12 protein-coding genes are annotated in these 12,867 nt (G+C 73.1%); 11 read left to right on the top strand and 1 reads right to left on the bottom strand.

The annotated features are described in order from the left end of the window. Positions 1 to 540, bottom strand: a 540-nt coding sequence (locus AE652_RS21525; RefSeq protein WP_049653996.1) for an AAA family ATPase, incomplete at its 3' end; no start/stop codon positions are given. Between the two features lie 220 nt (positions 541 to 760). Here AE652_RS21525 and AE652_RS21520 point away from each other — a divergent pair. The 11 genes from AE652_RS21520 to aroQ all read left to right on the top strand — a co-directional run bounded on the left by AE652_RS21520 (position 761) and on the right by aroQ (position 12,728). Then, positions 761 to 1,240 (top strand): DUF948 domain-containing protein, encoded by a 480-nt coding sequence (locus tag AE652_RS21520; protein ID WP_049653994.1) that lies wholly within the window; start codon positions 761 to 763, stop codon positions 1,238 to 1,240. A 4-nt stretch (positions 1,241 to 1,244) separates the two neighbouring features. Next, on the top strand, positions 1,245 to 1,670 hold the full coding sequence (locus AE652_RS43145; RefSeq protein ID WP_053112171.1) for a DUF6167 family protein: 426 nt from the start codon (positions 1,245 to 1,247) through the stop codon (positions 1,668 to 1,670). Next, positions 1,670 to 4,339, top strand: a complete 2,670-nt coding sequence (gene alaS, locus AE652_RS21510; RefSeq protein WP_049653992.1) for an alanine--tRNA ligase — start codon at positions 1,670 to 1,672, stop codon at positions 4,337 to 4,339. The genes AE652_RS43145 and alaS overlap by 1 nt, the downstream gene beginning before the upstream one ends. Next, the gene (gene ruvX, locus AE652_RS21505) at positions 4,339 to 4,818 is read left to right on the top strand and encodes a Holliday junction resolvase RuvX (RefSeq protein ID WP_049653990.1); all 480 of its coding nucleotides are present in this window, start codon (positions 4,339 to 4,341) and stop codon (positions 4,816 to 4,818) included. Before alaS ends, ruvX begins: the two co-directional genes overlap by 1 nt. Before the next feature lie 138 nt (positions 4,819 to 4,956). Next, positions 4,957 to 6,228: an endolytic transglycosylase MltG gene (mltG, locus tag AE652_RS21500; RefSeq protein WP_063780218.1), complete on the top strand. Its 1,272-nt coding sequence runs from the start codon at positions 4,957 to 4,959 to the stop codon at positions 6,226 to 6,228. Positions 6,229 to 6,416: 188 nt separating this feature from the next. Then, positions 6,417 to 8,372: an endolytic transglycosylase MltG gene (gene mltG, locus AE652_RS21495; RefSeq protein WP_049653988.1), complete on the top strand. Its 1,956-nt coding sequence runs from the start codon at positions 6,417 to 6,419 to the stop codon at positions 8,370 to 8,372. A gap of 79 nt (positions 8,373 to 8,451) precedes the next feature. Beyond that, entirely contained in the window at positions 8,452 to 9,282 is an 831-nt protein-coding gene (locus AE652_RS21490; RefSeq protein WP_049653985.1) for a shikimate dehydrogenase, read from the top strand. Positions 9,283 to 9,504: 222 nt separating this feature from the next. Next, positions 9,505 to 10,689: a chorismate synthase gene (aroC, locus tag AE652_RS21485; protein WP_107086502.1), complete on the top strand. Its 1,185-nt coding sequence runs from the start codon at positions 9,505 to 9,507 to the stop codon at positions 10,687 to 10,689. Next, on the top strand, positions 10,686 to 11,207 hold the full coding sequence (locus AE652_RS21480; RefSeq protein WP_049653982.1) for a shikimate kinase: 522 nt from the start codon (positions 10,686 to 10,688) through the stop codon (positions 11,205 to 11,207). Before aroC ends, AE652_RS21480 begins: the two co-directional genes overlap by 4 nt. Next, positions 11,200 to 12,291 (top strand): 3-dehydroquinate synthase, encoded by a 1,092-nt coding sequence (gene aroB / locus AE652_RS21475; protein ID WP_049653979.1) that lies wholly within the window; start codon positions 11,200 to 11,202, stop codon positions 12,289 to 12,291. Before AE652_RS21480 ends, aroB begins: the two co-directional genes overlap by 8 nt. Before the next feature lie 8 nt (positions 12,292 to 12,299). Further along, positions 12,300 to 12,728 (top strand): type II 3-dehydroquinate dehydratase, encoded by a 429-nt coding sequence (gene aroQ, locus AE652_RS21470; RefSeq protein WP_049653999.1) that lies wholly within the window; start codon positions 12,300 to 12,302, stop codon positions 12,726 to 12,728. Positions 12,729 to 12,867: the final 139 nt, after the last annotated feature.

Raw genomic sequence — 12,867 nt, 5'->3', positions numbered from 1 at the left:
CGGGCCGACCGGCAGCGGCGCGAGGGTCAGCAGGTGCTCGCCCGAGGCCCGCAGCGCGGTGCGGCTGGTGGTCAGCAGCCGCAGCTCGGGCAGCGCCCGCAGCAGCGCGTCGGCCAGTTCGGCGCAGGCCTCCACCAGGTGCTCGCAGCCGTCCAGCACCAGCAGCAGGCGCCGGCCGTCCAGCCGGTCGGTCAGGACGTCCAGCGGCGGACGGGCGCCGCCGTCGGTGAGCCGCAGCGCCTCCAGGACGGCGTGGCCGAGCAGCAACCGGTCCTGTACGGGGGCCACGTCCACCAGCCAGGTGCCGTCCGGGAACGCGTCGGCCGCCCGGGCCGCCGCGCGCAGCGCCAGCCGGCTCTTGCCCACGCCGCCGGGCCCGGTGACCGTCACCAGCCGGGCCGTGGCCAGCAGGCCGGCCAGCTCGGTCAGCTCGCCCCGCCGCCCGACGAAGCCGGTCAGCTCGGCCGGCAGCCGGCCGGGCTCCGGCTCGGGCGGCCCCGCCTCGGGCTCCCCGGGCTCCGCTCTCCAGTCCCCGGCCAAGGGCTGCTCCCCGTGCTCCAGGCCGGACCGTCGCGGTCCGGACGTGCGTCGGGCCGTACGGGCGACGGCCTGCCAGGCAGAACGAGGTGACCGGCCGGTAGGTTACGCGCGCCGATCGCACACCCGACCGGATCGCCGGGGAGAGAACCCGGTCCGGAAACCGGGCGTCGGCGCGATAGGGTTCCCTCTGAAGAGCTGCAAGGCGAGGGAGCGCGCAAAGGTGTCCGTGGGAGAGCTGGCCGGATTGCTCGTCGCCGTCTTCTGGGCGGTCCTGGTCACCCTGCTCGCCGTGGTGCTGGTCCGCCTCTCCCGGGTCCTCAAGGAGGCCGCCGTCCTGGTCTCCGCCGTCACCGAGCAGGCCGTCCCGCTGCTGACCGACGCGGGCGCCGCGGTGCGCAGCGCCAACGAGCAGCTGGAGCGGGTGGACGAGATCACCGCCAACGTGCAGGACGCCGCCGCCAACGCCAACGCGCTCTCCTCCACCGTGGCCGCCACCCTGGGCGGACCGCTGGTGAAGGTCGCGGCGTTCAGCTACGGCGTGCGCAAGGCCGTCGCCCGGCAGCAGGGCGGCGTGCCGCCGGTGCCCTCGCAGGCCGGCGAGCGCGAGGAGCTGGCCCGGCTGATCCGGGCCGAGGTCCGCGCCGCGACGGCGCCCAGGAGCGGACTGTTCTCCCGGGTCCGGCGCGCGGTGAGGGGCTGACGGCATGGTGCGACGCATCTTCTGGATGGCGGTCGGCGCCGGCGCCACCGTCTGGGCCATGAACAAGGCCAACGAGGCCGTGCACCGGCTGACCCCGGACAGCCTCTCCGGCACCGCCGCCCGCGGTGCGCTGCACCTGGGCGACCTGGCCAAGCAGTTCGCCCAGGACGTGAAGGCCGGCATGGCCGAGCGCGAGGAGCAGCTGAAGGACGACCTCGGGCTGCACGGCACCGCCGTGGTGGAGCCCCGCGGCGACCGCCGGGTCCTGCGCGGCGAGCCGCAGTACCGAGCTATCTCGGCGGCGCCCGGTAGCCCGGCCGCCGCCCTGCCTCCGTCCCGCAGCGCCCGTACCACCCCCCAGACCACTGAAGAAACGCCCCGCCGCGCCCTGCCGCCGCGGGGCGGCACCCCGAACCGGAAGGACCACTAATGGAGTCGGCTGAGATCCGCCGCCGCTGGCTGCGCTTCTTCGAGGAGCGCGGCCACACCGTCGTTCCGTCGGCGTCCCTGGTCGCCGACGACCCCACCCTGCTGCTCGTCAACGCCGGCATGGTGCCGTTCAAGCCCTACTTCCTGGGCGAGGTCAAGCCGCAGTTCTCGCGCGCCACCAGCGTCCAGAAGTGCGTGCGCACCCTGGACATCGAGGAGGTCGGGAAGACCACCCGGCACGGCTCCTTCTTCCAGATGTGCGGCAACTTCTCCTTCGGCGACTACTTCAAGGAAGGAGCCATCAAGTTCGCCTGGGAGCTGCTCACCACTCCCGTCGCGGACGGTGGCTACGGCCTGGAGAAGGAGAAGCTCTGGATCACCGTCTACAAGGACGACGACGAGGCCGAGCAGATCTGGCGTGACGTCATCGGCGTGCCCTCGGAGCGCATCCAGCGCCTGGGCATGAAGGACAACTTCTGGTCGATGGGCGTCCCCGGCCCGTGCGGCCCGTGCTCGGAGATCAACTACGACCGCGGCCCCGCGTACGGCGAGGAGGGCGGCCCGGCCGTCAACGGCGAGCGCTACCTGGAGATCTGGAACCTGGTCTTCATGCAGTACGAGCGCGGCCACGGCGACGGCAAGGACGGTTTCGAGATCCTCGGCGACCTGCCGAGCCGGAACATCGACACCGGCCTCGGCCTGGAGCGCCTCGCCGCCATCCTGCAGGGCGTCGACAACCTCTTCGAGATCGACACCAGCCGGATGATCCTCGACCGCGCCGCCGAGCTCACCGGCCACACCTACGGCGCCGACCACAAGGCGGACGTCTCGCTGCGCGTGGTCACCGACCACATCCGCACCGCGCTGATGCTGATCGGCGACGGCGTCACCCCCGGCAACGAGGGCCGCGGCTACGTGCTGCGCCGCATCCTGCGCCGCGCCATCCGCAACATGCGCCTGCTGGGCGCCACCGGCGTGGTGGCCAAGGACCTCACCGACATCGCCATCAAGGCGATGGCCCCGCAGTACCCGGAGCTGGAGAGCGACCGCAAGCGCATCGAGACGGTCGTCGTCGGCGAGGAGGCGGCCTTCCTCCAGACCCTGAAGGCCGGCACCAACCTGCTGGACGCCGCGGTCACCGAGACCAAGCAGTCCGGCGGCGCGGTGCTCTCCGGCGACCAGGCGTTCAAGCTGCACGACACCTACGGCTTCCCGATCGACCTCACCCTGGAGATGGCCGAGGAGCAGGGCCTCCAGGTCGACGAGGCCGGCTTCCGCCGCCTGATGCAGGAGCAGCGGGACCGCGCCAAGGCCGACGCCAAGGCCAAGAAGATGGGCCACGCCGACGTCGCCGCGTACCGCGAGGTCGCCGACACGTCCGGCGCCAGCGTCTTCACCGGCTACTCCCTCACCGAGGGCGAGGCCACCGTGGTCGGCCTGCTGGTGGACGGCGTCCCGGCGCCGGCCGCCTCCGAGGGCGACGAGGTCGAGATCATCCTCGACCGCACCCCGTTCTACGCCGAGGGCGGCGGCCAGCTCGCCGACCAGGGCCGGATCCGGCTGGAGTCCGGCGCGGTGGTGGAGATCCGCGACGTGCAGCAGCCCGTCCCGGGCGTCATCGTGCACTCCGGCGGGGTGCTGTTCGGCGAGGTCGTGCTGGGCGCCTCGGCGTACGCCACGATCGACACCGAGCGCCGCCGGGCGATCGCCCGCGCCCACTCGGCCACCCACCTGACCCACCAGGCGCTGCGCGACGCGCTCGGCCCGACGGCCGCCCAGGCCGGCTCCGAGAACGCCCCCGGCCGCTTCCGCTTCGACTTCGGCTCGCCCGCCGCCGTTCCCGGCAGCGTGCTGGTCGACGTCGAGCAGAAGATCAACGACGTGCTGACCCGCGAGCTGGAGGTCACCGCCGAGGTCATGACGATGGACCAGGCCCGCAAGGCCGGCGCCATCGCGATGTTCGGCGAGAAGTACGGCGACGAGGTCCGGGTCGTCACCATCGGCGACTTCTCCAAGGAGCTGTGCGGCGGCACCCACGTCGGCAACACCGCCCAGCTGGGCCTGGTGAAGCTGCTCGGCGAGTCCTCGATCGGCTCCGGCGTGCGCCGCGTCGAGGCGCTGGTCGGCAGCGACGCCTACCGGTTCCTGGCCCGTGAGCACACCGTGGTCGCCCAGCTCACCGAGCTGGTCAAGGGCCGCCCGGAGGAGCTGCCGGAGAAGATCTCGGGCATGCTCGCCAAGCTCAAGGACGCCGAGAAGGAGATCGAGCGCTTCCGCGCCGAGAAGGTGCTGGCCGCCGCGGCGGGCCTGGCCGACTCGGCCGAGGACGTGCACGGCATCGCCGTGGTCGCCGCGCAGGTCGCCGACGGCGTGGGCGCGGACGAGCTGCGCAAGCTGGTCCTGGACGTGCGCGGCCGCCTCGGCTCGCGCCCGGCCGTGGTCGCCGCCTTCACCGTGGCGAACGACCGCCCGCTGACCGTGATCGCCACCAACGAGGACGCCCGCGGCCGCGGCATCAAGGCCGGCGAGCTGGTCCGGACCGCCGCCAAGACCCTCGGCGGCGGCGGTGGCGGCAAGGACGACGTCGCCCAGGGCGGCGGCTCCAACCCGGCCGCGGTCGGTGAGGCCATCGCCGCGGTGCTCGGCCTGGTCGCGGAGCGCGCCAGCTGATGGAGCTCGAGGAGAGGCCCTTCCGACGGGGTCGGCGGATCGCCGTCGACGTCGGGGACGCCCGGATCGGGGTCGCGTCCTGCGACCCCGACGGGGTGCTCGCCACGCCCGTGGAGACCGTCCCGGCCGGGGTGAAGTCGCAGGCCAGGATCGCCGCCATCGTCGAGGAGTACGACGCGATGGAGGTGATCGTCGGGCTGCCGCGTTCGCTCAGCGGCAAGGAGGGCCCGGCGGCGGAGAAGGTCCGGGCGTACGCGACCCGGCTGGCGAACCGGCTCTACCCGGTGCCGGTGCGGCTGGTGGACGAGCGGATGTCGACCGTCACCGCGACCCACGGGCTGCGCGCCTCGGGGGTCAAGGCGAAGAAGGGCCGCTCGGTGGTCGACCAGGCCGCCGCGGTGGTGATCCTGCAGACCGCCCTTGAGTCCGAACGGGTGAGCGGACGCCCGCCCGGTGAGAGCGTCGAGGCGGTCGGCTGACCGGTCTGATCTAACGTCCCGTTGAGGGGTCCGTGCGGACGCGTCCGCACGGACCCCTTTTCGTTCGCTTCCTTGTCTGTTTTGGATCGATTCATGTCGATCCGGATCGATCTGGGACCGCCGAAGGGGGCGCGAGCCATGACCGACCAGGACTTCCACCCGGGTCTCACGCCCGGGCATCTGGGCGCACCGGTGCTGGAACCGGAGGGCCGTCCGCCGGGTGCGCCCCGTCCGCGCTTCGATGCGCCCGATCCGCACCGACGGCGCAACGGGCTGGCCTGCGGGCTCACCGCGCTCGCGCTGATCGCGGTGTTCGGCGGGGTCGGGCTGACCGGGTACACCTGGATCCAGGCGCAGCGCAAACCCCCGGCCGCCGCCGACTTCGCCGGGCAGGGCACCGGCAGCGTGCAGGTCTCGGTGCCGGAGGGCGCCGGCCTCTCCCAGATCGCCTCCGCGCTGGTCCGCAACGGCGTGGTGGCCAGCTCGCTCGCCTTCACCCGGGCCGCGAAGGGCAGCGCGGCGGCGGCCGGGCGGATCCAGCCCGGGACGTACACGCTGAAGCAGCGGATGTCGGCCGCGGCGGCGCTGGCGGTCCTGATCGACCCGGCCAACGCCAACGGCCTGACCATCCCCGAGGGCTGGCGCGGCTACCAGATCTACGCGGCCATCGACAAGAAGCTGAACCTGCCCGCGGGCACCGCCCAGAAGACCGCCCAGGACCAGGGCGCCGAACTCGGCCTGCCGGACTTCGCCAACGGCAGCCCGGAGGGCTACCTGTTCCCGGCGACGTACAGCGTCACCGAGGGCACCACCGCCTTCGACCTGCTGAAGCAGATGGTGGACCGGGCCGGCCGGGAGTTCGGCCGGGACGACGCCACCGTGGTCGCGCAGAACCTCGGGCAGAGCGTGTACGGGCTGATCACCGTGGCCAGCATGGTCCAGGGCGAGGCCGACAACACCGAGGACATGGGCAAGGTGGCCCGGGTGATCTACAACCGGCTGGCCAAGGGCATGCCCCTGCAGCTGGACTCCACCATCAACTACGCGCTCGGCCGCTCGACCCTGAACACCTCGGTGACCGACACCAGGCTGGACTCCCCGTACAACACCTACCTGCACGCCGGGCTGCCGCCGAGCCCGATCTCCAACCCCGGGCGGCAGGCGATCATGGCCGCGCTGGACCCGACGCCGGGGGACTGGCTGTACTTCGTCACCGTGAAGCCGGGGGACACCCGCTTCACCGACAGCTTCGACGTCCAGCAACGCAACGTGGCGGAGTTCAACGCCAACCGGGCGGCGGCCAAGCCGAGCGCCCCGGCGTCGGGCGCGCCCTCCGACCCGGCGGCGACGGCCCCGGGGGCCTCGGGCGGGGCCGGTGCGCCTTCCGCTCCCGGTGCGGGGACGCCGTAACGGAGTTGTGTGCCGTCGGTGAGATCGCTCACTGACGGTGCGTCCGCCCGGCCGGGGGTAAGGCTGCGGTACGGTAACGTCTCCCTCCAGGCGCTGCGCTAGCACGCCGGTTCGAGAATCAGCCGGGACCGCGTCGTCCCGGACGGCCGGTTTGATCCTCCGGTCGTCACCGTCGGTTAAGGGGATCAATGACCGATCTGGGCGGGGGCTACAACCCCCAGGGCGAGCCGTGGCACCCCGGTGATCCCGGGTACGACGGCCGGCAGCCGGTCCCCGGCCAGCAGGACGGCCAGTGGCAGCAGCAGTACCCGCAGCAGGGCCAGCAGGTCCAGCAGCAGTACGGGGACGTGCAGCAGGGGTACGCGCAGCAGCAGATGGCGCCGCAGATGCAGCAGCAGATGATGGCGCAGCAGGGCTACCAGCAGCAGGCCCCCCAGCAGCAGATGCCGCAGCAGGGCTACCCGGGCGGTCAGCAGGGCTACCAGCAGCAGATGGCGCAGCAGCAGGCGCCGGTGCAGCAGCAGGGCTACCCCCAGCAGGGGTACGTGCCGCAGCAGCCGCAACCGCAGCAGCCGATGCAGCAGGGGTACGCGCAGCAGCAGCTGCCCCAGCAGCAGGCGCCGGTGCAGCAGCAGGGTTACCAGCAGCAGGCTCCGCAGCAGGTCCAGCCCCAGCAGGTCCAGCCGCAGCAGGTCCAGGCACAGCAGCCCCTCCAGCAGCAGCCCCCGCAGCAGCCGGCCCCCGAGCAGCAGGCTCCGCAGCGGCAGGTGCCGCGGCGCCGGGCCAAGCCGCAGCCGGAGCCGGAGCCGGTGCCGGCCTCCGGCCCCGGCCCGGACGGGATCGACTGGGAGGCCGAGGCCGCCGCACTGGAGGCCGGCGCCGACCCGGTCGGCGCCGCGCGCGAGGGCGGGACGGACGAGTGGGACGGCCACGCGGACGGCGGCCGCCACGAGGAGGACGGGTACCCCGACGAGCACGCCGAGGCCGGGGAGGCCGGCTTCCTCGGCGAGCAGGACGACTCCCGCGAGGCCCAGAAGAAGCGCAAGGAGAAGGGCAAGAAGTCGGGCCGCCGCAACGGCGGCGCCTGCCTGCTGGTCGCCGCGGTGCTGCTCGGCGCCGTCGGCGGGGCCGGCTGGTGGGGCTACGGCTTCTACCAGGACCACTTCGGCCCGGCGCCGGACTTCACCGGCGAGGGCACCGGCTCCGTCCAGGTCGAGGTCAAGAAGGGCGCGGTCGGCGGGCAGATCGGCCTGGCGCTGAAGAACGCCGGCGTGGTCAAGAGCGTCGACGCGTTCAACACGGCCTGCAAGGCCGAGCCCAAGTGCGGCACTATCCAGTACGGCTTCTACGGGATGAAGAAGGAGATGCCGGCCGCGGCCGCGCTCAAGGAGCTGCTCGCCCAGGCGGGCGGCGCGGCGATCGTCGTACCGGAGGGCAAGAACTCCACCGAGATCTACACCCTCATCGACACCAAGCTGAAGCTGCCGCCGGGCACCACGGCGGGCGTCGCCAAGGCGCAGGTCAACGACCTCGGCCTGCCGGCGTACGCGAACGGCAACATCGAGGGCTTCCTCTGGCCGACCCGCTACAACGTCGCCGACGGCATGAAGCCCGAGGACCTGCTCAAGCAGATGGTGAAGAACGCCACCGAGAAGTACGCCGACCTGGACGCCCAGGCGGCCTCGGTGGGGCTGAAGACCGGCTACGAGGTGCTCATCGAGGCGAGCATCCTCCAGCGCGAGGGCAACAACCCGGAAGACTTCGCCAAGATGGCCAAGACCATCCAGAACCGGCTGGCGGCCGGCGGCGAGATCAACCACCGGCTCGGCATGGACACCACGCTCCAGTACTCGCTGGGCCGCAAGGACCTCGACAAGAAGGACATGGACGACGCGTCCAACAAGTACAACACCTACGTGAACCAGGGCCTGCCGCCCGGTCCGATCTCCAACCCCGGCGACGAGGCGCTCAGCGCGACGCTGCACCCGGCGGACGGAAAGTGGCTGTACTTCATCGCGATGTCCCCGACCAAGACCCGGTTCGCCGAGACGAGCAAGGAGCACTACGCCAACGTCAAGGAGTACTGCCAGTCGGCCGGGCAGGGCTTCGACGAGGCGCGCGGCCACTGCACCACCAAGAAGTAGCCGCACCACCAGGAAGTGGCCGCGGCACCAGGAAGCAGCCGCGGCCGGACGACAGTTCGCCAGTTCGCGGAGAGAAGCGTTGACCAGCAAGCACCGGGCGGCCGTTCTCGGCTCGCCGATCGCCCACTCGCTCTCGCCGGACCTGCACCGGGCCGCCTTCGCGGCGCTCGGGCTGGACGGCTGGCGCTACGACGGCTTCGAGGTCGACGAGGCCGGGCTGCCCGGGTTCGTCGCCGCGCTGGACGAGGCCGAGTGGGCCGGGCTGTCGCTCACCATGCCGCTGAAGCGGGCGGTCATCCCGCTGCTCGACGAGGTCAGCGCGACGGCCCGCTCGGTGGACGCGGTGAACACCGTGGTGTTCACCGCCGACGGCCGGCGCACCGGGGACAACACCGACGTCCCCGGGCTGGTCAACGCACTGCGCGAGCGCGGGATCACCGAGGTGCCCGAGGCGGCCGTCCTGGGCGCCGGGGCCACCGCCTCCTCGGCACTGGCCGCGCTCGCCCAGATCTGCACCGGCGAGGTGAAGGTCTACGTGCGCAGCGCCGAGCGGGCCCGGGAGATGGCCGAGCTGGGCGAGCGGCTGGGCGTGGCCGTCCGCACCGCCGACTGGGAGCTCGGGGCGCAGGCGCTGGCCCGGCCGCTGACGATCTCCACCACGCCGGTCGGCGCGACCGACGTCTTCGCCGAGGCGCTGCCCGCCGAGCCGGGCGCGCTGTTCGACGTGCTGTACCACCCGTGGCCGACGGCGCTGGCCGCCGCCTGCGCCGGGCGCGGGGCGACCGTCCTGGGCGGGCTGGACCTGCTGGTGCACCAGGCGGTGCTGCAGAACGAGGCCTTCACCGGGCGGACGCCCGGGCCGCTGGCGGCGATGCGCGAGGCGGGGGAGAAGGCGCTCGCCGGGCACTGAGCCCGGCCCCGGAGGACTCGGGCGGGCCCGGCCCCGCAGCCGGGTGCCCGCCCGCCGTCCGGTTTCCCGGGCGGTTCCCGGCCGGATCGTGGCCGGTTGCTGTCCGTCACGCGGACTGTGCCCCCGGGTGCCGCTGGGGCATGAAAGGATTCAGGTACAAAAGGCACGCCCGGGGCGGGCCCCGGCGGTGCCGTGGTCCGGTCCGCTGATGAAGGAGCTCCGTTGGGTACGTTGCGCTGGCTGACGGCGGGGGAGTCGCACGGCCCCGCACTCGTCGCGACGCTGGAAGGCCTGCCCGCCGGTGTACCGGTCACCACCGACGTGGTGGCCGACGCGCTGGCGCGCCGCCGGCTCGGTTACGGCCGCGGGGCGCGGATGAAGTTCGAGCAGGACGAGGTGACCTTCCTCGGCGGCGTCCGGCACGGTCTGACCATGGGCAGCCCGGTCGCGATCATGGTCGGCAACACCGAGTGGCCGAAGTGGGAGCAGGTCATGTCGGCCGACCCGGTCGACCCCGAGGTCCTGGCGGGCCTGGCCCGCAACGAGGCGCTCACCCGCCCCCGGCCCGGCCACGCCGACCTGGCCGGCATGCAGAAGTACTCGATCGACGAGGCCCGGCCGATCCTGGAGCGCGCCAGCGCCCGCGAGACGGCCGCCCGGGTCGCGCTGGGCGCCGTCGCCCGCGCCTACCTCCGCGAGGTGGCCGGGATCGAGATCGTCAGCCACGTGGTCGAGCTGGCCGCCGCCAAGGCGCCGGCCGGCGTGGTGCCGCTGCCCTCGGACGAGGCCAAGCTGGACGCCGACCCGGTGCGCTGCCTGGACGCCGACGCCTCGAAGGCGATGGTCGCCGAGATCGACCAGGCCCACAAGGACGGCGACACCCTCGGCGGCGTGGTCGAGGTACTGGCGTACGGCGTGCCGGTGGGCCTCGGCTCGCACGTGCACTGGGACCGCCGGCTGGACGCGCGGCTGGCCGCCGCGCTGATGGGCATCCAGGCGATCAAGGGCGTCGAGGTCGGCGACGGCTTCGACCTGGCCCGGGTGCCGGGCTCCCAGGCCCACGACGAGATCGTCCCGACCGCCGAGGGCGTCAAGCGCACCTCCGGCCGCTCCGGCGGCACCGAGGGCGGCCTGTCCACCGGCGAGGTGCTGCGGGTGCGCGCCGCGATGAAGCCGATCGCCACCGTGCCGCGGGCGCTCCAGACCCTGGACGTGCGCACCGGCGAGCCGGCCAAGGCGCACCACCAGCGCTCGGACGTCTGCGCGGTCCCGGCCGCGGGCATCGTCGCCGAGGCGATGGTCGCGCTGGTGCTGGCGGACGCGGTGAACGAGAAGTTCGGCGGCGACAACGTCTCCGAGACCCGCCGCAACGTGCAGGGCTACCTCGACAACCTGATCATCCGATGACGAACCCCGTTGTCGTGCTGGTCGGCCCGCCCGGCAGTGGCAAGTCCACCGTCGGGCGGATGCTGGCCGAGCGCCTGGGCGTCGGCTTCCGGGACACCGACGCCGACGTCGAGGCGACGGCCGGCAAGCCCATCCCGGAGATCTTCATCGACGAGGGCGAGCCGCACTTCCGCGCGCTGGAGGCGGCCGCCGTGCGCGCGGCCGCCGAGGGGCACGACGGGGTCCTGGCGCTCGGCGGCGGCGCGGTGATGGCCGAGGCCACCCGCGCGCTGCTGCACGAGCTGCCGGTGGTCTTCCTGGAGGTCCCGCTCGCCGACGCGGTCAAGCGGGTCGGCCTGGACGCCCCGCGCCCGCTGCTGGCCGTCAACCCGCGGGCCCGCTGGCGCGAGCTGATGGAGGCCCGCCGCCCCCTCTACCTGGAGGTGGCCACCGCCGTGGTCGACACCGCCGGGCGCACCCCGGAACAGGTCGCGGACGCCGTACTGGAAGCACTGGAGCTGAAGACCCCCCATGACTGACACCACCGTCAGGATCCACGTCGGCGGCAGCGCCGGCCACGACCCGTACGACGTGCTGATCGGGCACCAGCTGCTCGGTGAGCTGTCTCCGCTGATCGGGACCCGCGCCAAGCGGGTGGCGCTCATCCACCCGGAGGCGCTCGCCGCCACCGCCGACGCGATCCGCGAGGACCTGCTCGGCGAGGGCTACGAGGCCATCGTGCTCCAGGTGCCCAACGCCGAGGACGCCAAGAGCGTCGAGGTCGCCGCGTACTGCTGGTCGGTGCTCGGGCAGACCGGCTTCACCCGCAGCGACGTCATCGTCGGCCTCGGCGGCGGCGCCACCACCGACCTGGCCGGCTTCGTCGCCGCGACCTGGCTGCGCGGGGTGCGCTGGATCTCCATGCCCACCACGCTGCTCGGCATGGTCGACGCGGCCGTCGGCGGCAAGACCGGCATCAACATCGCCGAGGGCAAGAACATGGTCGGCGCCTTCCACCCGCCGGTGGGCGTGCTGGCCGACCTCGACACCCTGGAGACGGTGCCCAAGCACGACTACGTCTCCGGCCTCGCCGAGGTCATCAAGTGCGGCTTCATCGCCGACCCGGCCATCCTCGACCTGATCGAGGCCGACCCCGAGGGCGCCAAGACCCCGTCCGGCCCGCACACCGTCGAGCTGATCCGCCGCGCCATCCAGGTCAAGGCCGACGTGGTCTCCGGGGACCTCAAGGAGTCCGGCCGCCGCGAGATCCTCAACTACGGCCACACCCTCGGCCACGCCATCGAGCGCAACGAGCGGTACAAGTGGCGGCACGGCGCCGCGATCTCCATCGGCATGGTCTTCGCCGCCGAACTCGGCCGCCTGGCCGGGCGGTTGGACGACGAGACGGCCGACCGGCACCGCACCGTGCTGGCCTCGGTCGGCCTGCCGCTGAGCTACCGGGCGGACGCCTGGCCGAAGCTGCTGGACGCGATGAAGATCGACAAGAAGTCGCGCGGCGACCTGATCCGCTTCATCGTGCTGGACGGCCTCGGCAAGACCTCCGTACTGGAGGGCCCCGACCCGTCGCTGCTGGTCGCCGCGTACGCGGAGGTCTCGGCGTGACCAGGGTGATGGTGCTCAACGGCCCCAACCTGGGCCGGCTGGGCAGCCGCGAGCCGGACGTCTACGGCGCCACCTCGTACGCCGGGCTGGTCGAGCGCTGCACCGCGCTGGGCAAGGAGTTCGGCTTCGAGGTCGAGGTGCACGAGACCAACTCCGAGCAGCAGATGGTGGAGTGGCTGCACGAGGCGGCCGACGGGCAGGTGCCGGTGGTGATCAACCCCGGTGCGTTCACCCACTACTCGTACGCGATGCGGGACGCCGCGGCCCAGCGCACCGCGCCGCTGATCGAGGTGCACATCTCCAACCCGTACGCCCGGGAGACCTTCCGGCACACCTCGGTGATCGCCGCGGTGGCCTCCGGCACCATCGCCGGTTTCGGGCTCGGCTCCTACGAGCTGGCGCTGCGCGCGCTGGCCGAGCGGCTCACCACCCGCTGAGGGTACGGGCGGTGGCCCGGCGGCGGACTGTGCCCGCTGCCGGGCCGCCGTGTAGTGTCCCCGCTGAGAAGTGTCGGGAGGTGCCGTGACGCAGTACACCGGAGGCGGGCAGGTCCCGCCGCGTCCCGTCGCCCCGCCG

Origin of the sequence: Kitasatospora sp. MY 5-36, assembly GCF_001182915.1 — a bacterium.
GTDB lineage: Bacteria > Actinomycetota > Actinomycetes > Streptomycetales > Streptomycetaceae > Kitasatospora.
The sequence above is the reverse complement of the archived record's forward strand: the minus strand, read 5'-3'. Positions and strand labels throughout refer to the sequence as shown.

What these genes read in the sequence shown, in the direction of transcription:
- AE652_RS43145 (WP_053112171.1), top strand. Translation starts at nt 1,245, where the DNA reads ATGGTGCGACGCATCTTCTGGATGGCGGTCGGCGCCGGCGCCACCGTC.
- alaS (WP_049653992.1), top strand. Translation starts at nt 1,670, where the DNA reads ATGGAGTCGGCTGAGATCCGCCGCCGCTGGCTGCGCTTCTTCGAGGAG.
- ruvX (WP_049653990.1), top strand. Translation starts at nt 4,339, where the DNA reads ATGGAGCTCGAGGAGAGGCCCTTCCGACGGGGTCGGCGGATCGCCGTC.
- mltG (WP_063780218.1), top strand. Translation starts at nt 4,957, where the DNA reads ATGACCGACCAGGACTTCCACCCGGGTCTCACGCCCGGGCATCTGGGC.
- mltG (WP_049653988.1), top strand. Translation starts at nt 6,417, where the DNA reads ATGACCGATCTGGGCGGGGGCTACAACCCCCAGGGCGAGCCGTGGCAC.
- AE652_RS21480 (WP_049653982.1), top strand. Translation starts at nt 10,686, where the DNA reads ATGACGAACCCCGTTGTCGTGCTGGTCGGCCCGCCCGGCAGTGGCAAG.
- aroB (WP_049653979.1), top strand. Translation starts at nt 11,200, where the DNA reads ATGACTGACACCACCGTCAGGATCCACGTCGGCGGCAGCGCCGGCCAC.
- aroQ (WP_049653999.1), top strand. Translation starts at nt 12,300, where the DNA reads ATGGTGCTCAACGGCCCCAACCTGGGCCGGCTGGGCAGCCGCGAGCCG.